Origin of the sequence: Massilimicrobiota sp. SW1139, from assembly GCF_012027715.1 — a bacterium.
GTDB lineage: Bacteria > Bacillota_I > Bacilli_A > Erysipelotrichales > Coprobacillaceae > Allocoprobacillus > Allocoprobacillus merdigallinarum.
This window is the reverse complement of record NZ_SJOR01000004.1, coordinates 75,385-95,464: the sequence shown is the minus strand read 5'-3', so window position 1 is coordinate 95,464 and position 20,080 is coordinate 75,385. Positions and strand designations below refer to the sequence as shown.

The window sequence follows — 20,080 nt, the reverse complement described above, 5'->3', positions numbered from 1 at the left end:
AGCTAACGTCCTCTCCTATATATTTCTTCCATTTCGGCCTGATGTGTGGATTGAACACCTTTTGATATTTCCCTGAGCGTTGTATTCTTGATGTTGGTTGCTGTTGACTTGGCTTTATATCCTAATGATTTATTAAGGAAGCTTTTATCAAGTGCATCATTGACAGCCTGTTCCTTAGACTGGTTTTTAATGTTCTTATTGTTGTAAATGAGTTCAGCATATAGATTATGCTTCTGTTTCTTTGTTAATGTCGCACCATTATTGCGTTCTTTCATGATGGCATGATAAATAGCGACATCATCATTGAGATAGGCATACTTTTTCTTCAGTTCCTGAAGCTCATTGTAGTGAAAGCGTGAGAGGTGATAGGTATATAATCTATCCTCTTGTCTTTTCTTGAATGACTGATATTGAACATTGGCATCCAATCCGAGTTCCCTGAGCTTATGATTCTGTAAGGAAGCCATATTCTTTCTTAGGCTATCTATCTTCTGACTGCTACGATGTTTATCATCCAAATCACTGTAATAAATAAATCTGCCTGTTTCATCCTTATATGTCTTTTTGAGCCATGTCCCATTTTCTATGTCATACTGGTTAGCGAATACAATGAAGTGAACATGAAAGTTATCGTTGATATCTTCACCACCACCCAGTTCAGCACTGTTCATGTGAACAGCATAATGAACAATGTAGTTGTTGAAATTTTCTCTAAAGTATTGGTCTAAATCTGGTTTCAAAAATCCTTCAATCGCTGTTTTATCAATATGACCATCTTCATCTCTCATAACTAAATCGTTGGAGATACTGAAGATACAATCACGTGAGATAAGAGAATCATATCTACTGTTGGCTTCACATTGTTCTAACGATTCACAGAGCTTTTCCAGATTCATGAATGCCTCTGGTGTTCCATCGGGCATGATGGTATTTTTAAACATAAGGTCATTTTTCTTCTCTTTCATCCATGAAAAGCTATAGCTCTTATTCTCGGCAAAATCCCTGTAGTCTTCCCTATCTATATAGGCACATTTCGCAACTGTCTCAAAATGATGGCGATTCTTCATGATGAATGTTAGTTCCATATTTTAAGCACTCCTTTCATTCTGTGTTTTATGGTTGGGTTGGGATAGCAAAAGGGAGCAACGATTCGGATCAGCGTAGCTGATCGAAATCGTGCATCCCTGCTCTGACTGTATTCTCAAGAATACGATTATGAGCTTAGCTTCTAAACCCTGTATTTTCTTTTTGATTCTGATTCAAAAATTCTTCTTCACTGTCGCATTTCTCATCTGGTTTTTGAATAAAACTGAAGTCCATTGTTTCCATTTCGCTGATGATTCTATAAAGAATTTGTTCACATTTCGGTGTTAAATCGTTCGTTCCATTGATGATGATTTCATCATAGTTGTTGAGAAGTTTTAGTTCAAAAATCTTCTTTATGATTAAACTTCCTACATTGCATTTACATTGTTTTTCATAAGTGAGTTGCTGAAGTCGCTTCAGTTTTTTCAATTCCTTCTCCTTAAGTTTGTTCTTTATATCTGCTGCGTTGATATTTTTCATAATGTCCAGCAGTCTTTTCATTTCATCTTCTCTATAGAAATTGAGAAGAAATCTGATATCCTTTTCATTAAGTCCACCTATATTTTTTAATAATCTCTTTTCAAAATCGTTCAGTTTCATTAGTAAAATTTCACCATCCTTTTTGATTTATTTGAGAAAAAAAGCAGAACATTTCTTTAACGTTCTGCTATAAAATAGATATAAAAAATGTCATCGACTTTCATGATGGTATAGGAAATATCCATTTCAAACAATGTATATTCAACAGGTATATTTTCTGAAACATTGAAATGTTTTTCCAGACTGTTTAGTATTTCCTTCATGACTTCGGGCTGTCTTTCAACAAGAAGACTTACCCCACCACTTAATATAACGTCATGGTCATGATACTGAAAAGTGATGTCCTCTATATCACTTTTCTTATTAAATGCTTCCTTTATTAATTTATCAGCTTCTATCCTCTTTGTCATAATCTTGTTCTCCTTTTATTGATTTATTAGATTTTAATATATATTTTTGAAAACAGAATTCAAAAAGTTCATAAATATTTTCTCTCTGACTTTCATCAAGATTGTGCTTAAATTTGAATTTGTTAAAATAGTTTTGCTTTTCTCTATCAATGTCATAGGATTGATAATTCATGTTCTTTTTAAATCCAGCATTAATGACACTCATGATGGAATGATAGAGATTGGTCTGATGATGGTGAAGTCTTTCAACCACCATCAATCTTGTATCATATGATAACCCCTGAAGATATTTTGTTTTCTCAATGTCTTCAAGAATATCAAAGTATTGATTTTTTACTCTGCTCATGATTGGTTTCTCCTTTCTTCTGATTAAAATTCGATATCTTCCGTGATGTCAATAAATCCTTCTGGTAGCTCTGTTACCATGCCGTTATAATCTTCTTTTGATGCCTCATTACCTGAAGAAAATTTATTGATAACAGGTTTTGTTTCAGCTCCATTTTGGATTCTGTTAGAAAGATTAATAAGAGCTCCAACAAATTCACTTGCTGTCTTCTTTGGTAATTCGACATTCTGGAAGTCATCCTCTTTAGAATAGCCATGTAATGAAAACATCTTATCCATATCTCTAATTAATGAATCATCTTTAGAATCATTGATTTGTTTTACAACTTTAGTGATAGTATTTCTCTGCCTTGATGTGGCTTGAGGTTGATTATTATTGGTATTATCGCTAGGCTTAGCTTGTTTATCGCTGTTTTGCTTTGACTGTTCAATAGGTGCATTTGTTCTAAATGCTTTGCGATTATCTCTAGCATCAATGATGTCATTCTCACATATTTCTAGTGCGTTCATATAAAGATATCGTTTAGCATAGGTATTGATTGCTCCTTCTGACTGCATGTCATTTGACATGTTAATCTCTCGTCTTCTCATTTGAAAGACGATACTGTTATTAGGCTCATCACTATCAACAATAGTCAATGTACATACTTCTCCTGCTCCATCAAATATAGGAGTTAACCCTAAATCACACATAATGATATTGACTTCTGGTAAGAAATCTTTTAATTCGAAATAATTAAAATTCTGAAAATCATTGCTTCCTGATTTTGATAACATTTTTTCTGATAATCGAACTCTGGCTAACTGTAATTTCTGATAAATGTTCATATTCTTTGACGTGTTTGTATTATTCATACTTATAATAGCCCCTTTCTATAATTGTGGTAGTTAATGGATATCCTATATTAACTACCTATATTTTATCATATAATGCTGATTCCTATAGTGATGGTGTCGAAGATGAGCATTTTTCATAAAAAAAGAAGACGATGCAATATGCACTGTCTCCTTTTTTATATTATCTTATAAAACTCCATCCTACATATATATTATATCAATTTTTAAAAAGTTCTTCAATACATGGAGCTATACGATAGTATTTAATGACTGTCAATTATACAGTATCATGACACTTCTAAATGAACATGTCTTCATATGGGATATGATATCTTGTCCGACAGATTTATTGATGTGATATGCCATATGCTTTTACTTCGATATCACGTTATATAAAACTCATTTCTAAAAGTTGCACTTTATGTGATTCTCCATGTCGGACAACTGGATTAAATATAATTGCAGGTTCATATATCAACTATGGCTGTCCGACATTCTCTATCTAAAAGACATGTTTATTTTATACCACCATTCCATACCCATACCTTTAGAAAAAATATGTTTATATGATACGGTCAACAAAGGCAACAAAACGGTGTAAACTTTTCAATAATAGAATTAGATTTAAAATAAAAAAGTTTACACCCAAATGTTAACTACGTTGACCTTAACATATATGTGAAGATTTTATCATCTCTAAATGACTGTTATTCCTTATTTAATGGTCAAGTATCTCAGATAAAAAAAGGTATTATCAATAAATATGACAATACCTATATAACATCAATCTAAATATAATGAATTTTCTATCATATAGCCGTTGATACGATTGCGACAGTATGAGCCATTGACCTTACCTTCATCTATTATGATGCCATGACTCTTTAAGTCATTGTAAAAGATTCTATTTGAGCTGGCTGTCAACCCATTTGATTGACAATATTTTTTATATGTAATATAAACCTCTGTGCCATTAGCAGTAGCACCATCTTTCTCAGTGAGCATTTCATTGATGAAATTTCCTACTGTGTCGGACACACTTCCATATTCCTTAGTATCACATCTAATAGAATCAGGTTGTTTAAGCCCTTCACTCTGATACATTTCAAGTCCCTTCAACATCCAATTGAAGATACCAGCAACATTGTATTCACTACGTAAACGGTCTTTCAATGTATGGTCTTGTTCATCTTCGCTAAAGTGACGATTGAACGAAATAACAACAATCTTATTTCCATAGATGAGGCTCTGGTCATAAAACTCAGGTAAATGATTAGTGTGCATGATTAATTTACATTCTGGTTTAAATTCAAAATCATGCCCATACATCTTTCTCGCTGTTACCATATCTTCTCCAACCAACTGTTTAACCATAGCACAGTTCAATACCATTCCTTTATCTGGTTCACCGATAAATACAGCTCTGACACCTTTCAATCTGGCAACATCCTCAGATGGTCTTCGGCTATCAACTTTCTTCTTAGCTATAAGGTCAGGCTGAGCGTTTGCTGAATAACCATTATTATTTCCTAATATATAACTTATGGTTTCGGTCATTGTACTCTTTCCGTTGCGTGTTGATTTTCCATATAATATGTACATCTGCCCTTCAGTTGTTGAACCTGTTAAACAATATCCAAATAGCTTCTGAAGATAATTCACTTTCAACTGGTCGTCTTCCATAACTTCATGAATGAATCTATCCCAGTCATCGCTGATGGCATCAGGGTCATAGGCGATTGGTGTAATGCGTGTGATGAAATCTTTGGAATTGTGTTTTCTGAATACCTTATTTTGAATATCATATGTTCCATTCTGACAATTGATAAGATATTTATTGGAATCAAAATCTTCATATTTTACCCCAATATGATGCTGAACATCTTTAATCAATGTCATTCTGTTTTTATAGCTTCCTAATCTGTTGATGGATTTAATGTAGTCATCCAATTCTTTCGGTGGCTTCTGACCTTTTGGAGTCAACGATTTTCTCAATCTATGACAATATTCGTTAATGGCATTACCGAAGTAATCTGCCTGACACTCTATTTCCTTTTTCCCTTTATCTAAAACCCAGCAACGACCATTATAATACCAGAATTGATTATCATCAATATTAAAGGCTATGACATCTTGAACAAGCTCACCAAACCATTGTGCCATATCTATATCTCTTATTGATTTATTATTTTCAAAAGGGTTAATATTCTCAATCTCTTCTAAATATTTATGTGTTCTATCTTCTATTACTGACATTTTTATATCTCCTTATTGATTATGTTTATAAAATTGATAAAATAGAAGCAGAGATAGCGTTATAAAACATTATTAGTACATCTGAAATAAAATAAATCATGCTATTTCTAATCGGTTCTCAATGGCAGTTGAGTACCGATTTTTTTCTCTGCTTCAACGAGAATTGATAGCTATTTCTTATCCTGTTTTTCTAATAAGACTAATGCACGTCGGACAACATCGCTATAAGTTATATTTTCCTGTTTCGCTATTTTAACAATATAAGCATATAAATCATAGCTCATTCTAAACGTGACTCTCTTGACTTTACTTCCCATTTGATATGTCTCCTTTTCATATTGAGTTTTTATAACCCTATTCTTCTATATATTGGTAATCTCCACTTTCAATAAGGGCAATGATTTTTCTAACTGCCTGAACTGACATCAAATCATGTATGTCATCACCTGTTGTTACAATTCTACCTATCTCTTTTACTTCCAAATCCTTATAGTCTAATAGCTGTTCTTCAGTTATTGGACTATGATATGTGTGATTAGGCATCTCATAGAAAAGATAATAGTGATATCCTATGATTTCATCTTTTTCTAGATATTCGAAAAACTCAATGCGACCATCCCCGTAGTAATTATTTCTATATACTCTAATGGCATCTTCTTTATGCTTTTTCCATAATTTCTTAAAATATCTGTCATCTTCAGTGACTCTGACTTTCTTATAGAGTGGTTCTTTATGGATACATGATGGCTTTAAGATGCTTAATAATATTTCCTTATAACCATACATCTTTTTCTTTTCCTCTTTTTCACGCTCAATGTTTCTTTCTCTATATTTGTTATGACAGCATCCTCTATAATATCTTTCATTATCTCTATGATTCTTCGCTCTTTTATTGGCTGAATATAACGCTTCATCCACCATTGATTTTGTAATAATTCCTTTTTTAATATTTGAAGTGATTTCTTTTGAAGTTTTCATTTAATAATCTCCTTTTCCTGTTTTTTTATTCTCATTGACGGCGATCGCCGTCAGTGAGAATTCTTTTTCTTATTTTTCATCATCAAAGTAAATAGTTAATTCTTTATCAGATATCTGACTGTCAAAGCTGACTGAAGCCTGATAATATAAACTTTCATAAAGATGCTTTATGATTTCATCACGTAAAGATTCACTATGTTTCAAAGCATAATACATATCTTCTCTAATCCACATTCCACTTCTAGGTAGATGGCGATAGATATTTTCACTCTGAGAATCATTTTTAACATCTTCATCGAAATAAACATCTCCTAAGTCTTCCTTAAAAGCTTCGATTCTTTCTTCAATCATTCTCATGAATAAATCTTCTGTTTTTCCCACTGGACTTTTCTCCTTTCTTCTATATTTGGATTTTTATGACATCAAGGAAGAATCCATAAACCTCGTTTTATCATCTATGTCAACTCCCATTGTATTTATTGGTAAATCATCCTATAGGAATGGTGTAGAAAGCATCCCATTATTTTTTGGATGCTTTCATTGATGTTTTGTTAGCCTTATTGGATTCTGACTTTTCCTGTGCTTCTGCTTTCTCCTTGGCTTCTTTCTTTGCTTTTTCTCTAGCGTGTCTTTCTTTGGTTCTTAATCTGGCTATTTCATTGAGTTCATTAACCCATATCTCTCTTTTAGTGAAGGTCATACGAACTCCACTCTTACTGAAATAAACTCCCCATTTTGGTTCTTCATGTGAGAAGAAATATTCAACTTCGTCATAAATTAGCTTCAATGGATAATCTCCATCAAAGAATACGTATTGTTCCTCATTTTTTAATTTAGGAAAGTGATGTCTTTTTAAAAATACTGTTGTTGCCATATACTATTCCTCCTTCAATTTTCAACCATACTTTACTGATTGGTATTCATCATTCTAGGGATGGTGTAAATCTGAGTGAATTTTTTATTTCCCTTATGATATGAGTACATTTCCATATCATAAAACGTGTTATTTCTATAGCGATGGTGTAGAAATCAAATGATATTTTCACCCTGAATTTAGGTACACTCATCCCATTTTCGGCAATTTTATGCATGATGAAAAAGGTCAGTGTCAAAAGCTGGTTGGGCACGATATAAGGATATCGAAAAATTGTCAAATCTATAGCGATGGTGTAAATGGCATAAAAAAAGAGCAATGAATCAATCATTGCTCAAAAGAAAAGGACGTATCAATACGTCCTTTGTACTATTAATTATCTATATTTGTTTTCTTCGATGAATTTACCTAATTTTTCTTTAACTTCAGCTCTTGATGCACCATTTAAAGATTTAAGTGTTTTAATTGCATCGCTATAGTAATTTTCATCTACATTGTTAAATTCATAAACAGTTGTTTCTGTTGTACCATATTCTTTACTTGTTATGTTTGATGTTATTTTGGCTTCTTCTAAAATTAATTCTACATTTGAATATGGCATTGTATCTTTTTCATCAAAAGTAAATGTAATAGTTTTTTTGTCACTTTCTTCTTTTATTTCATATTCATATTCGTCAGCATCAAATCCAATTAATATTGATTCTAAACTTCTTCCATCTTCTTTTTCTTCTTCTACTAATTCATATTCATCTAAATAATTATATCCGTTTTTTACACCGTTTTCATCTGCTGCATCTTCATATTTCTCATTAAATGAAAGTTCGTTTGTTCCATCAACATCAATATAATATCCACTAAAGCTATCATACCACGCTTCAACACTATCATAGCCTGTCCCTTCATCTGTTTCAACTTTATAATAATTTTCTGTTTCATATTTGTCTGTTTTAACAATATGATTATATTGCGAATAGCTTTCCAATGCTTTATCAAACTCGCTTTGTTGACTGCAACCCGTCATCGTAAACAACATTGCTGTACTCATAAATACAGTACCTAATTTTACTAATGTTTTTTTCATAATAATATAGTCTCCCTTTAATATTAAGCCAAATGAAATCAATTTGTAAGATTTTCCATATATTTTTTTAATCCTAATTAAAGTCTTCTATATAAGATACCTTCTCTTCAAAATATTTTGCAAGTTTTTCCTGAGTATTTCCAACACAGTCATTTAATTCGTTTTTTTCGTTATTATAATCTAAAGTCTTATCACCTAAATTTTTATAAATATATTGATATTCAGCAGTAAATAACTTTTCTGGTATTGTTAAATTTCCTTTTTCTGTATATTCAATCTTACATATTGTATAGTTATTGTCGATAACAAGTTTCCCTTCTATATCATAATTTTTTTCTGTCTTATTCTCAAAAGAAATAATATGATTGTTTCCTTCTTCTTCAACTTTTATTATTTTATCTATAAAGCTTGCATCGATGTCTTTATCTATTTGATAAGTTTCATTAGAATCATATATAGAAGCATCGTCATCGTACCTTTCAGATGCACCAGGAGAAACTGTTCCACTTGTTACTGTCAAATAATCATTTGCTTGATATTCATCACTATCAGCAATTGATACAGTATAAAATTTATCTCCTGGTATAAAAGGACTTTCCTCTGTAACCTCTTCTATTAGTTGATAATAACCACTATAATAACGAATTCCGTTTCGAATTGTATAATAATAATTAGTGTAGTTATCTTCATCTTTCATAGTCTGTTTTTCTGTTAAAATTACTCCAAGATTTTCTACATTGTCTGTATTATCAAAAAATGTGGCAATATCATTACGATTAATATTATCCCAATCCACTTCTGTTTCTTCAGTCGTAGAGGTGCTACAACCTACGACTGAAATAAACATCATTACAACCAATGAAATGCTTATTAATTTTGATACTATTTTTTTCATATATCTTTTCTCCATTATGACATCTATATTTAATTAGTTTTCCCTTTTAATCCTACGCATTTTCTTTCTTTTTCTTCAATGCTACAGCCCCTGCAACACCAGCTAATCCGAGCATAGCATACATTGCGATGTCAGTGTTGTCTCCAGTCTTGACTGCGTTGCTTTCACTTGTTGCTTTGCCTGCGTTTGTGTTTTGAATTTCCTTATCGTTACCATTGTCTTTATTTTCTTTTTTATCTTCAGTAATTGTGACAACAGTATTATCTGTTTCAGTTTTTCCTTCGTCAACTTCATTGCTGACTAATGAATCCTTGTATTCTTCGAAATTAGACTGAGCATTTTTCAAAGTGTTTTCTGCGTTTTGTAGATTGTCTTTGGCTTGTACTAGTGTTTTTTCTTTATCTTCTGTTACATCACTATCAGCTTTTAACTGATTCAATAATTCAGTGCTTTTTAATCTGAATGGTTTGTACTCTTCAATGTCAGGTGCAACTTCGTTGATGGCATCTGTATATTGACCAAACTCTTTTGTAATGTCTTCCTTGATTGCATTCCAGTTGGCGATGGCATCTTTGACTACCTGAACATCTGCTTCATCAAGTTCTATTTTTTCGCTTACTTCAGCAATCTTATTGCCTAATTCTCCAGCTCTTGCTTTGATATTTTGAATTTGAGTAGTGATATCTTTTGTATCTTCATCTAATGATTCAACTTTAGCTTTGGCATTATCCAATGAAATCTTATATGATTCCATTTCACTGACAGCATTCTTTGCAGCAGTCAATAATCTGTTTTTATCATTGACAGTTTTTCCTGCGTTATCTAATTCAGTTTGAGCATTGTCTTTATCTTTAGTTGCCTGATTGAATGCTTTTTGGGCTAATTCCGCTTTTGTCTTTGCAGAATCTTCAGCAGTTTGAGCAGCTTTCAATTCATCAGCTCTATCATCTCTAGCATCTTTAGAATCATCTAATTCTTTTTGAGTCTTATCAATGTTGTTATAAATAGTCTGTAATGCATTTTCTTTTTCTTCGACAGTCTTACCCTTGGCATCTGCTACACCTTGTAATCTTGTCTTTTCGTTTTTGGCATCTGTCAATTCTGTATTGGCATTATCCAATTGAGTCTGAGCGTTTTTGATTTGCGTATCTAATTGAGACATCTTGCTCTTTGTATCAGTGATGTCCTGATTTAATTCAGACAATTTTTCATTGTATCCTTCTTTTTCTTTTTCGATGGCTTCAATGTTATCCTGATGATTTTGGATTTCCGTTTCCTTATCAGATTGTGCTTCTTCTAATTCATTCAATTCTTCTTTTAACTGATTTAATTTGCTGTTAGCTTCAGTGATATCTTGTGTAGCATCTTCAGATAATTTGTCATTCAATGCTTTATTGGCATCTTCTAATTCTGTCTGTGCATCAGTGATAGCCTGTTTAACTGAATCATAGTATGCGTTGAATGATTGAACATATTCATCAACAGTCAATGATTGAGTTGTATCTACATCAGTGAATTCCGCATCCCACACTTGGCCATATGTTTGCCATGTATAGGCATAGTTATTGTTAGAGTTATATGCAAATCCTGTATACACATTTACAGGGAATCCGCCACTTTCATTTGAATGCATTGCATTATAATAGTGTCCTGTTTCTCCACCATTATTTAACTCTGCATTCTTTCCTTCGATGACATACCATGCATAATATGGGTTGTATATTGCTTCATATGATGGATTTGGATATGCATCTTTTAATTTTTGTACTTCAAATTCTCCATTTTCATTGAATAATTGGTCTTCTGTCAATTTATTCTGATTAACACCAAAGTGTAAGTTTTCGCTGCTCATATGTTCTCCATAGATAACATCAGCATGGTCTCTTAAATATGAACCTGCATTTGTTCTGACTTGAGCTAACGCCATTAAGTAATGAGTAACTTTATCTGGTTGTAATCCTTCGTATTCTCTGATATCATTATAGACTCTTAAATACATGACAGCGTCTTTCATGTTTTCTAGTGATGTTGCGTCACCTTTCATACCGATTGTTGTATGTTCTTTATATGCATCATTTTGAAGTAATGTAATGGCATCCTGTGCACCAACGTTTTCAAAATATCCTAATGAACCTTTGTCATATTGTGCTTGAGCATCTTTTAATGCCTGTTCAGCTTTTGCAACTCTTGCCTGTAATGCTTTGACTTCATTAGCATAGTCTTCATTTTGTGAAATTAATTCATCTAATGCTGCCTGTGCTTGTTGAACTTCTGTTTCTTTTGCTGATACATTCTTTTTAAGAGTTTCAAGTTCATCTGTAGCTGTCTTTAAGTCAGCCTGTGCTTTTTCTAGGTTTGTATTGGCTTCAGTTAATTTTTGGTTTGTTTTTTCAACTTCTGTATTTAATCCTGTCAATGTTTCTTCTAGTTGAGCTTTTGTATATGAAGTTGTTGTCCCATCACCATTATCAACGATTAATGTCTGCGCTTTTTCTAATGCTTCTTTTGCTTGAGTGACAGCAGTATCTTTTTCAGTGATAACTGTTTGAGCTGCCTCTACATCAGCTTGTGCCTGAGAATAGGTTGTTTTCGCATCTTCTAAAGCTTGAGTGGCTTCTTGGATAGCTGTTTCATCAGATGCTTCAGCTAATGCTTTTTCTTTTTCTGCAACGACTACTTCAGCCTGTCTTAATGCTTCTTCTTTGGCTTTGACATCAGCTTGTGCATTTGTATATTCAGTCTGTGCTGTATCATAAGCTTTCTGTGCTTCATCATATGCTTTTGTCATTTCATCTAATTTGATTTGAGCGTCTGCCTGAGCTTTTAAGGCATTGTCATAATTGATTTGAGCTTCCATTTGAGCCTGTTTCAATTCTGATAGTTTTTCTTCATTATAGTTAGCATCGTATGCCTGTTGAGCAGTTTCCAAATCTGTTTTGGCTTGAGCAAGCTGTTCTTGAGCTTTCTGTAAATCTGCCTGTTTTTGTGCTAACTGAGCTTCCAATTCTTTCAATGTATTCTGCGAAGCTGTAAGAACGGCTTTATCCTCTGTTAATTTTGATACTTGTTTGTTTAATTCAACATCTAATTTGTCTGTGATTGATTTTTCTAATTCTTGTACTATTGCTTCATTTTCGTCGTATTCCTTTTGAGATGCCTGTTGTTTTGCATAGGCTTCATCATAGCTGTCCTGTGCTTTTTTGACTTCATCTTTTGCTTTGGCTACTTGTTCTTCAGCCTGTTTGATTGCATCCTCGAATTTTGTAAAATCTGTCTGTTGTGGTTCTAATGCCTGAACTGGTTTGACTAGATTTTCCAATGCGATATTTCCATTAGCAGTCATGGATGCGATAGTTGCTAATGATAATGTTGTTGAAATAATTTTTTGTTTTTTCATTTTTTGTCCTCCTTGAGCGCTGTGAAATTCTCTTTATTTGACTCATTTTTTACTAATTACACATATTAATATCGAATATGACTAATTAGATATTTAAAGCGATTTCATTACATGATTGCCCATAATGTCAATTATTTCTTTACAGAATCAATTTTATCTCAAATTTATAGACAATTCAATGCGAAAGTTTCTTTCGCATTTAAATTTTTATTTTAACCATAAGATATAATGTTTATAGAGGTGAATTCAATGCTTTTAAGAAGAATCAACGACTTAAGAATTGATAACGATTTAAGCATTGCACAACTTGCAAGAAACATTAATGTATCTCCTAGGAGTTTACAATATTACTTAAAAGGTCAATATGAATTGCCTATACCAATTCTTTTGGATATAGCCAACTATTTTAATGTATCCACAGATTATTTATTAGGCAGAACGGACAATAAAGAAATTAACAGGTAGAAGATAATTTGCTCTACCTGTTTTTTTATTTTCAAATAGCTTTTTCTTTTATAAAGTCGAAAGTATTTAATGATTCATACAACTCTATTAGCTGATTATTAATATAAACAACAGCTTCGCTGAGCAAATAGGAATAGCTCTTTATATTGATATCACTCTTTTCTTCCATGATGAACATATGCACTTTAAGTGAATCAGTTAGTTGAATTAAGTTCTCCATTACATCCAATACATCGGACTTCGACTGAATTGTTGCACTCAGTAAGTTGTCTTCAATTTCTTTAATTGATAATTTCATATCATCATCGATAGCATCAGCTTTTATAAGTTCTAGATATGCAATAACACTTTTCATCGTCTTATCAGGTACATATGCCATATCTATTCCTCGCTTTCATATTTTATTGACTGGTATAAATCATCTGAGATATTGATAAGTTTCTTATAAACATATAATAGATTTTCTTCAATGGCATATGTATATTTATCAATTCTACAATCTATTTTATTATACGAGTCATGTAATAATGACATCTGTTCTTTCAGTGATTCTAGCATATAGGTTAAAGCATCTAGTTCATTGACAGTATTTAATTGTTTCTTATTTACATTCTCCATATTTTTCTCCTTTATAAGCACAATCAATTTATTGATTGTAAATACTCATTTTCTTTCTTTTTGATGATTTCATATTTTGGACTGATATAAATATTATCAAGAAGAAAATCTTTATTGATTTTTCCAGGAATGACAAGCCACCCTGCTTCTTTCTGTTTTTTATTTAATTCTCCAATAATTTTATAAGCATTCGATTTTGTTTTTGGCCCACCTAATAATTCAGCCACATCATCTACATCGTAAAACATTTTTTTCATATTCTTTTTTCCACCTTTTCTTATTAATTTTTATAGATATTTATATAACACACGAGTATAAATAGATAAATTTAATCCTCATCTTTATAAATTGTCTGTACGGAATATTTTTCGCTTAATCCATCTAAAATCTCAACAATATATTCTAATAATTCAAGAGATTCATCATTATTTAATGGTATTTCCTTTGCCATATAATTATCCAGTTTTGAACTCAACTCTAAAATGCAATTTCTTAAACCTCTAAACGTTTTTGGATTCCCTTGAATTATAACATCTCTATTAAGTGCATGAGATATGAGATAATCCTGTTTTGTTGTTCCAGATATTTCAACCAATTTATTAAGATATTCATATTCCTCTGTAGACATTCTAAAGCCTATAGTATAGTTTCTGAAGCGACCATATTTATCTAGATTTTTCTTAGACATTTAACTTCCACCCCCTCTCATCAAATCGTCTAATTTATTAGTAATATCAGAAAAATCTTCTTCGAAAACATGAACATAGATACGAGTTACATTCTCGCTTTTATGTCCCATTCGGTCAGCTATTTGAGCTATACTACATCCTTGATGATACAGTAAAGAAGCATGACTATGACGCAATGCATGTAATTTGATATAGGGTAATTTTGCACGTTTAATAATAGAACGCCAATGATTATCAATTGTGCTCTTGCATATTGGAAAAAGCAATGTATCATCATTATATTTATAAATTCTAGAGATATAATCTTCCAATTCTTCTGCAAGAGATTGTGGTATTGGGACAGTTCTCATAAATCCGTTTTTTGGTCGTGTTAGACCTCTTTCATAACTCATTTGAGAAGTATCATCATCTAATGAAACATAATTCCCCCAAGTTGTTTCGATATAAAGTTTTTTGTTTTTTAAATCAACGTTTTTAATTTGAAGTGAAAGTGCCTCATTCACTCTTAAACCACACCAATATAACACTTGAAAAAGGTGATAATCCAAATCATTTTCCATAGCTTCATTTGCAAAGACACGATACTGTTCAAGTGTCCAAAAATATGTTTTTCTTGGCTGTATGCTCTTATCTATTTTTAATCTGGCAATTTCGTTTGCAGGATTTTTCGTTAACCCACAGTTTCGAATACCAAAATTAAATAAAGCACTAATCTGGTTATGGCATGTATTTATATACTCATAGCTATAACTTTTGCCTTGTTTATTTGTTTGATTTTTCATGTGATTTCGCCATTTTCTAATATCTTTTTTATCTATATCTTGCATTATCTTATTACCAAAATATGGTAAAAGGTGTTTTTGAAAAACAATATCTTTTGTTTTTATAGTGCTCCCTTTGATTTCCTTTCCATCATCATCAAAGTTATTAACAATTTCTCTAAGGTAATATTTATAGAAAGATTCAAAGGTCATATTTGGTTTTCCATCTCTAGTATCAATGTAATGATTGACCCATTGCTGTGCTTCACTTCTTTTTGTGAAACCACCCTTTTTCTTAGATTTCCATTTACCAGTATCATCTTTAAATCTCGCAATACCTCTATACATTTTTACTCTTGTTAATTTTATTTTCCCATTTTTCAAAGTTGTTTTTTGATTGACCATATATGCTTCAACTGCCATTTAAAATCCCAACCCTTCGTAGTATTCATGATTCTTACTGATATATATAGAATCCCAAAAATAACCCTTATTGATTTTACCTCTTATCACATTGTATCCTTCATCAGCCATTCTCTTGTTCATTTCTCTTACGATTTTTTCAGCTTGGACATGTGATACATTCAAAATCATAGCAATATCATTAATAGTATAAAATAAACAATCCATACTTCTCTTCTCCTTTCGTGCTGTGGCAAATACATTGTCAATTCAGCAATATGATGAAATTGTCAAATATGATTGTATGAATTGGTATCTATATCTATAGGATTCGTGTAAGAAACTTGAAAACTTCTTTGAGAAGAGATTCGTTCCATTTTTTGCTTTCGTTCCATTTTCGTTCCATAAAAACAAAAAAACGTTGGATTTACCAACGTTTTTTTAAAATTTGTGTTATTCGAACTCTATTGTCCCAGGAGGCTTCGATGTAATATCATAGAATACTCTATTCACACCACGAACCTCGTTAATAATTCTTGACATCACTTTATTTAAGACTTCATAAGGAATTTGTGCAGCTTCTGCAGTCATAAAGTCAATTGTATTGACAGCACGTAAAGCTATCGCATAATCATAAGTTCTTTCATCACCCATGACACCAACAGAACGCATATTTGTGAGTGCTGCAAAGTATTGACCAATTGTACGATCTAATCCAGCATTGGCAATTTCTTCACGATAAATAGCATCTGCATCTTGTACAATTCTGACTTTTTCAGCAGTCACTTCGCCAATAATACGAATACCAAGTCCTGGTCCTGGGAATGGTTGTCTGAATACTAAATATTCAGGAATACCTAATTCCAATCCCACTTTACGAACTTCATCTTTAAATAAATCTCTTAATGGTTCAATGATTTCTCTAAAATCTACATAATCAGGAAGTCCACCTACGTTATGATGTGACTTGATGACTGCAGATTCTCCACCTAATCCACTTTCAACAACATCTGGATAGATTGTTCCTTGAACTAAGAAATCAACAGCCCCAATCTTTTTCGCTTCTTCTTCAAAGACACGAATGAACTCTTCACCAATAATTTTTCTTTTGGCTTCAGGTTCAGTCACACCTTTTAATTTTTCATAATATCTTTCTTGCGCATTTACTCTAATGAAGTTTAATTCATATGGTCCTTTAGGTCCAAAAACAGCTTCTACTTCATCACCTTCGTTTTTACGAAGTAATCCATGATCAACAAATACACAAGTCAATTGATTTCCAATCGCTTTAGAAAGAAGAACTGCTGCTACTGATGAATCCACTCCACCAGATAAGGCACATAAAACTTTTCCATCTCCAACTTTTTCTCTAATCGCTTTGATTTGTTCTTCAACAAATGAGTCCATACGCCAATCTCCTGAACATCCACAAACATTCAAGACAAAGTTAGATAAAATTGTTTTTCCATATTCTGTATGTAAAACTTCAGGATGGAATTGAATGGCATACAATTTCTTTGCTTCATTTTCACATGAAGCCACTGGACAATCTTTTGTATAAGATGAAATTTCAAATCCATCAGCAATCTCAGAAATATAATCAAAATGACTCATCCAGCAAGTTGATTCTTTAGGCACATCTGTAAATAAAGCTGAATTTTCTTTACTCACAATTAAATGAGATTTTCCATATTCTCTGACATCAGCACGTTCTACCTTACCACCTAAAACATGTTGCATTAATTGTGCCCCATAACATAATCCTAAAACAGGAATACCAAGTTCAAATAATTCTTTTGAATATGTAGGTGAATCTGCTTCATAACAGCTGTTAGGTCCACCTGTTAAAATAATTCCCTTAGGATTCATTTCTTTAATCTTTTCAAGATCTGTTTTATATGAATAAATTTCACAATAAACATTACATTCTCGAACACGTCTAGCCACTAACTGATTATACTGACCACCAAAGTCTAAAACAATGACTAATTCTCTTTTCACTCATTTCCCTCCTTAAAATTGAATATCTTTTAAAACAACTGTCTGTTCTCTATCTGGTCCAACTGAGAACATGACAATTGGACAATGAATTAACTCTTCAATACGTCTGATATAGTTTTGACAATTGACTGGTAATTCTTCAAAAGATTTCACATGTGTAATATCTTCTTTCCATCCAGGCATTTCTTCGTAAATAGGTTCCACTTCTTCAATACCCTTAATTGTAGAAGGTAAACCATGAATCACTTCACCTTTATATTTATAGGCCGTACAGATTTTAATTGTATCTAAACCACTTAAAACATCCAATAACATCAAAGCAATTCCTGTTAAACTAGACATTCTACGTGATTGATTGACAACCACTGCATCAAACCATCCTGTACGTCTTGCACGTTGTGTCACTGTTCCATATTCATGTCCTCTTTCACGAATGAAATCTCCAACTTCATCATGTAATTCTGTTGGGAAAGGTCCAGCTCCTACACGTGTTGTATATGATTTGATAATCCCAATCGCTTCTTTAATATATAAAGGCCCAATACCAGTCCCTTCACTCACTCCATTAGCGCCTGGATGAGAACTTGTTACATATGGATAAGTTCCATAATCAATATCCAACATAGCGCCTTGCGCACCTTCAAATAACACTTTACGATCTTCACGTAAATATTGATCTAATAACATTCCTGTATCACAAACAAGTGGTTTGATCAATTTTGCATATTCTTTATATTCTTCAAAAATACTTTCAACAGTGAATTGTCCTTCTAATTCAGGATATTCCATCACTTTCATTGGGAAAGTTTCTTTCAATCTTTCTAAAAATAAGTCTTCATCAATAAACTCACCCATACGAATACCAATGCGACTATACTTATCAATATAACATGGTCCAATACCACGTTTTGTTGTCCCAATGCTATGATCTCCTTTTCTTGCTTCCTGAATCGCATCAATTTCAAGATGATAAGGTAAAATCACATGACAACGATCACTAACACGAATCTTACTTGTATCAATACCCGCATCATTTAAATATTTGACTTCTTCCAAAAAGGCTTTAGGATTAACAACCATCCCATTTCCCATCATAACTTCATGTCCACTAAAAATTCCAGAAGGTATTAATTTCAATGCAAATTTCTTTCCATCATACACAATTGTATGTCCTGCATTGTTTCCTCCTGCATAACGTACAACAACATCAGCTTTTTGGGCAAGATAATCAGTAACTTTTCCTTTACCTTCATCTCCCCACATGCTTCCTACTACAACCACACCAGCCATAAAACTTCATCCTTTCTTTTTACATCAATATTATATAAAATATGACTCCTATATACAATCAAAATTTATCATAATTGACGTATCAACACTTCTATTATAAAATAAAACAAAACATTAGTAAAATTAATATTTAAAAACATTGGTATAAGGAGAGCTAATATGAACATTAAACTCGAACAATATAAAATCTTTAATGAGGCAGCCTCAACGCTTTCTTTTTCTCTCGCTGCCAGAAATCTCTTTATTTCACAATCTGCTGTCAGTCAGGCCATTCGTCTTTTAGAAAAAGAATTACATACGCAGCTATTTATTCGTCAATCTAAAGGGGTTATTTTAACCAAAGAAGGACAAATCCTCCATCAGAAGATTTCTGAAGCCTTATCCTTAATTACCAGTGCTGAAAATCAAATCGCCCATTTTCATGAATTAAATCAGGGAGAACTGCTTATAGGTGCTGGTGACACATTAAGCGAAAACTATATCATGCCTTATCTTGTTCTTTTTCACCAGCATTATCCTCATGTCAAAATCAAGATGGTCAATCGTACCAGTCTGGAAATCATAGACTTATTAAAAACAGGAGATATTGATTTGGGATTTATTAATATGCCTCTTTATGATGAAGCCATTACCATTCGTGAATGTCTACAAATTCATGATATTTTTGTCAGTTCACATCAAGACTCTCATTCATATACAATGGAAGAGCTTGTGAATGAACCTCTCATCATGTTAGAGAAAAATTCAAATTCCAGACAGTTTGTTGATGACTATTTTGCTATGCAAGGCTTCTTATTAAACCCTAGCATTGAACTGGGTTCTCATAATCTTCTTTTAGAAGCTGCTAAAAATCATTTAGGAAAAGCTTGTGTGATTAAAGAATTCTCACAACATGAACTGGATAATCATCAGATTTATGAAGTGAATCTCACGCACGCTTTACCTAAACGCAGCATTGGATATGCTTATCTTTCACGCAAGACATTAACTCCAGCCACATCCAAATTCATTGAACTTTTACCAGTTTTTCAAAATGAATGACATAAGAAAAGAGCGATACACCCTGAAATATCGCTCTTTTCTTATATTGATCCATAGCGCTGCTGTTCACTATTTGGCTGTTAGACTGCTGCCTCTAACAGGGATCATTTTGAG

General features: G+C 32.4%; 23 protein-coding genes. 2 read left to right on the top strand and 21 right to left on the bottom strand.

Going from position 1 to position 20,080, the window contains the following annotated elements:
• Window positions 1-2 precede the first annotated feature (2 nt).
• From E0K96_RS03875 to E0K96_RS03815, 13 genes are all read right to left on the bottom strand, one after another.
• On the bottom strand, window positions 3-1,085 hold the full coding sequence (locus E0K96_RS03875) for a MobA/MobL family protein (RefSeq protein ID WP_168081326.1): 1,083 nt from the start codon (window positions 1,083-1,085) through the stop codon (window positions 3-5).
• A 136-nt stretch (window positions 1,086-1,221) separates the two neighbouring features.
• Entirely contained in the window at window positions 1,222-1,686 is a 465-nt protein-coding gene (locus E0K96_RS03870) for a hypothetical protein (RefSeq protein ID WP_168081324.1), read from the bottom strand.
• A gap of 56 nt (window positions 1,687-1,742) precedes the next feature.
• Window positions 1,743-2,036, bottom strand: a complete 294-nt coding sequence (locus E0K96_RS03865; protein WP_168081322.1) for a hypothetical protein — start codon at window positions 2,034-2,036, stop codon at window positions 1,743-1,745.
• Entirely contained in the window at window positions 2,014-2,382 is a 369-nt protein-coding gene (locus E0K96_RS03860) for a hypothetical protein (protein WP_168081320.1), read from the bottom strand. The genes E0K96_RS03865 and E0K96_RS03860 overlap by 23 nt, the downstream gene beginning before the upstream one ends.
• 23 nt (window positions 2,383-2,405) lie before the next feature.
• Entirely contained in the window at window positions 2,406-3,236 is an 831-nt protein-coding gene (locus E0K96_RS03855; RefSeq protein ID WP_168081318.1) for an ERF family protein, read from the bottom strand.
• 765 nt (window positions 3,237-4,001) lie between these two features.
• Window positions 4,002-5,474 carry a DNA primase family protein gene (locus tag E0K96_RS03850; protein WP_168081316.1) on the bottom strand — a complete coding sequence of 491 codons (1,473 nt, stop codon included), beginning with the start codon at window positions 5,472-5,474 and terminating at the stop codon, window positions 4,002-4,004.
• A 170-nt stretch (window positions 5,475-5,644) separates the two neighbouring features.
• The gene (locus E0K96_RS03845; RefSeq protein ID WP_168081314.1) at window positions 5,645-5,791 is read right to left on the bottom strand and encodes a hypothetical protein; all 147 of its coding nucleotides are present in this window, start codon (window positions 5,789-5,791) and stop codon (window positions 5,645-5,647) included.
• 37 nt (window positions 5,792-5,828) lie between these two features.
• Window positions 5,829-6,452 carry a hypothetical protein gene (locus E0K96_RS03840; protein ID WP_168081312.1) on the bottom strand — a complete coding sequence of 208 codons (624 nt, stop codon included), beginning with the start codon at window positions 6,450-6,452 and terminating at the stop codon, window positions 5,829-5,831.
• Between the two features lie 69 nt (window positions 6,453-6,521).
• Window positions 6,522-6,833, bottom strand: a complete 312-nt coding sequence (locus tag E0K96_RS03835; protein ID WP_168081310.1) for a hypothetical protein — start codon at window positions 6,831-6,833, stop codon at window positions 6,522-6,524.
• Between the two features lie 139 nt (window positions 6,834-6,972).
• The gene (locus E0K96_RS03830) at window positions 6,973-7,326 is read right to left on the bottom strand and encodes a hypothetical protein (RefSeq protein WP_168081308.1); all 354 of its coding nucleotides are present in this window, start codon (window positions 7,324-7,326) and stop codon (window positions 6,973-6,975) included.
• Between the two features lie 376 nt (window positions 7,327-7,702).
• On the bottom strand, window positions 7,703-8,407 hold the full coding sequence (locus E0K96_RS03825) for a hypothetical protein (RefSeq protein WP_168081306.1): 705 nt from the start codon (window positions 8,405-8,407) through the stop codon (window positions 7,703-7,705).
• A gap of 73 nt (window positions 8,408-8,480) precedes the next feature.
• Window positions 8,481-9,302, bottom strand: coding sequence for a hypothetical protein (locus tag E0K96_RS03820; RefSeq protein ID WP_168081304.1), 822 nt, complete (start codon window positions 9,300-9,302; stop codon window positions 8,481-8,483).
• Window positions 9,303-9,354: 52 nt separating this feature from the next.
• Window positions 9,355-12,699, bottom strand: a complete 3,345-nt coding sequence (locus tag E0K96_RS03815; RefSeq protein ID WP_168081302.1) for a coiled-coil domain-containing protein — start codon at window positions 12,697-12,699, stop codon at window positions 9,355-9,357.
• A gap of 249 nt (window positions 12,700-12,948) precedes the next feature.
• Here E0K96_RS03815 and E0K96_RS03810 point away from each other — a divergent pair, with 249 nt between their 5' ends.
• On the top strand, window positions 12,949-13,164 hold the full coding sequence (locus E0K96_RS03810) for a helix-turn-helix domain-containing protein (RefSeq protein WP_168081300.1): 216 nt from the start codon (window positions 12,949-12,951) through the stop codon (window positions 13,162-13,164).
• Between the two features lie 31 nt (window positions 13,165-13,195).
• On the opposite strand, the gene E0K96_RS03805 is transcribed toward E0K96_RS03810, so the two are convergent.
• The 8 genes from E0K96_RS03805 to E0K96_RS03770 form a co-directional block, all read right to left on the bottom strand.
• Window positions 13,196-13,543 carry a hypothetical protein gene (locus E0K96_RS03805; protein WP_168081298.1) on the bottom strand — a complete coding sequence of 116 codons (348 nt, stop codon included), beginning with the start codon at window positions 13,541-13,543 and terminating at the stop codon, window positions 13,196-13,198.
• 2 nt (window positions 13,544-13,545) lie between these two features.
• Window positions 13,546-13,782 (bottom strand): hypothetical protein, encoded by a 237-nt coding sequence (locus tag E0K96_RS03800; RefSeq protein WP_168081295.1) that lies wholly within the window; start codon window positions 13,780-13,782, stop codon window positions 13,546-13,548.
• A gap of 23 nt (window positions 13,783-13,805) precedes the next feature.
• Window positions 13,806-14,039 (bottom strand): DNA-binding protein, encoded by a 234-nt coding sequence (locus E0K96_RS12095; RefSeq protein ID WP_206080578.1) that lies wholly within the window; start codon window positions 14,037-14,039, stop codon window positions 13,806-13,808.
• Between the two features lie 71 nt (window positions 14,040-14,110).
• Entirely contained in the window at window positions 14,111-14,470 is a 360-nt protein-coding gene (locus E0K96_RS03790; protein WP_168081293.1) for a plasmid mobilization protein, read from the bottom strand.
• Window positions 14,471-15,655 carry a tyrosine-type recombinase/integrase gene (locus E0K96_RS03785; protein ID WP_168081291.1) on the bottom strand — a complete coding sequence of 395 codons (1,185 nt, stop codon included), beginning with the start codon at window positions 15,653-15,655 and terminating at the stop codon, window positions 14,471-14,473.
• On the bottom strand, window positions 15,656-15,862 hold the full coding sequence (locus E0K96_RS03780; RefSeq protein ID WP_206080576.1) for a DNA-binding protein: 207 nt from the start codon (window positions 15,860-15,862) through the stop codon (window positions 15,656-15,658). It lies immediately after the preceding gene.
• Between the two features lie 225 nt (window positions 15,863-16,087).
• On the bottom strand, window positions 16,088-17,635 hold the full coding sequence (gene guaA, locus E0K96_RS03775; RefSeq protein ID WP_168081289.1) for a glutamine-hydrolyzing GMP synthase: 1,548 nt from the start codon (window positions 17,633-17,635) through the stop codon (window positions 16,088-16,090).
• 12 nt (window positions 17,636-17,647) lie between these two features.
• Complete coding sequence (locus E0K96_RS03770) at window positions 17,648-18,925, bottom strand: adenylosuccinate synthase (protein WP_168081286.1); 1,278 nt, start codon at window positions 18,923-18,925, stop codon at window positions 17,648-17,650.
• Between the two features lie 159 nt (window positions 18,926-19,084).
• Here E0K96_RS03770 and E0K96_RS03765 point away from each other — a divergent pair, with 159 nt between their 5' ends.
• Complete coding sequence (locus E0K96_RS03765) at window positions 19,085-19,966, top strand: LysR family transcriptional regulator (protein ID WP_168081284.1); 882 nt, start codon at window positions 19,085-19,087, stop codon at window positions 19,964-19,966.
• Window positions 19,967-20,080 lie beyond the last annotated feature (114 nt).

Bases quoted from the DNA above. Each gene is read 5' to 3' on its own strand.
- E0K96_RS03875 (WP_168081326.1), bottom strand. From the start codon at position 1,085: ATGGAACTAACATTCATCATGAAGAATCGCCATCATTTTGAGACAGTT.
- E0K96_RS03870 (WP_168081324.1), bottom strand. From the start codon at position 1,686: ATGAAACTGAACGATTTTGAAAAGAGATTATTAAAAAATATAGGTGGA.
- E0K96_RS03865 (WP_168081322.1), bottom strand. From the start codon at position 2,036: ATGACAAAGAGGATAGAAGCTGATAAATTAATAAAGGAAGCATTTAAT.
- E0K96_RS03860 (WP_168081320.1), bottom strand. From the start codon at position 2,382: ATGAGCAGAGTAAAAAATCAATACTTTGATATTCTTGAAGACATTGAG.
- E0K96_RS03855 (WP_168081318.1), bottom strand. From the start codon at position 3,236: ATGAATAATACAAACACGTCAAAGAATATGAACATTTATCAGAAATTA.
- E0K96_RS03850 (WP_168081316.1), bottom strand. From the start codon at position 5,474: ATGTCAGTAATAGAAGATAGAACACATAAATATTTAGAAGAGATTGAG.
- E0K96_RS03845 (WP_168081314.1), bottom strand. From the start codon at position 5,791: ATGGGAAGTAAAGTCAAGAGAGTCACGTTTAGAATGAGCTATGATTTA.
- E0K96_RS03840 (WP_168081312.1), bottom strand. From the start codon at position 6,452: ATGAAAACTTCAAAAGAAATCACTTCAAATATTAAAAAAGGAATTATT.
- E0K96_RS03830 (WP_168081308.1), bottom strand. From the start codon at position 7,326: ATGGCAACAACAGTATTTTTAAAAAGACATCACTTTCCTAAATTAAAA.
- E0K96_RS03825 (WP_168081306.1), bottom strand. From the start codon at position 8,407: ATGAAAAAAACATTAGTAAAATTAGGTACTGTATTTATGAGTACAGCA.
- E0K96_RS03820 (WP_168081304.1), bottom strand. From the start codon at position 9,302: ATGAAAAAAATAGTATCAAAATTAATAAGCATTTCATTGGTTGTAATG.
- E0K96_RS03815 (WP_168081302.1), bottom strand. From the start codon at position 12,699: ATGAAAAAACAAAAAATTATTTCAACAACATTATCATTAGCAACTATC.
- E0K96_RS03810 (WP_168081300.1), top strand. From the start codon at position 12,949: ATGCTTTTAAGAAGAATCAACGACTTAAGAATTGATAACGATTTAAGC.
- E0K96_RS03805 (WP_168081298.1), bottom strand. From the start codon at position 13,543: ATGGCATATGTACCTGATAAGACGATGAAAAGTGTTATTGCATATCTA.
- E0K96_RS03800 (WP_168081295.1), bottom strand. From the start codon at position 13,782: ATGGAGAATGTAAATAAGAAACAATTAAATACTGTCAATGAACTAGAT.
- E0K96_RS12095 (WP_206080578.1), bottom strand. From the start codon at position 14,039: ATGAAAAAAATGTTTTACGATGTAGATGATGTGGCTGAATTATTAGGT.
- E0K96_RS03790 (WP_168081293.1), bottom strand. From the start codon at position 14,470: ATGTCTAAGAAAAATCTAGATAAATATGGTCGCTTCAGAAACTATACT.
- E0K96_RS03785 (WP_168081291.1), bottom strand. From the start codon at position 15,655: ATGGCAGTTGAAGCATATATGGTCAATCAAAAAACAACTTTGAAAAAT.
- E0K96_RS03780 (WP_206080576.1), bottom strand. From the start codon at position 15,862: ATGGATTGTTTATTTTATACTATTAATGATATTGCTATGATTTTGAAT.
- E0K96_RS03770 (WP_168081286.1), bottom strand. From the start codon at position 18,925: ATGGCTGGTGTGGTTGTAGTAGGAAGCATGTGGGGAGATGAAGGTAAA.
- E0K96_RS03765 (WP_168081284.1), top strand. From the start codon at position 19,085: ATGAACATTAAACTCGAACAATATAAAATCTTTAATGAGGCAGCCTCA.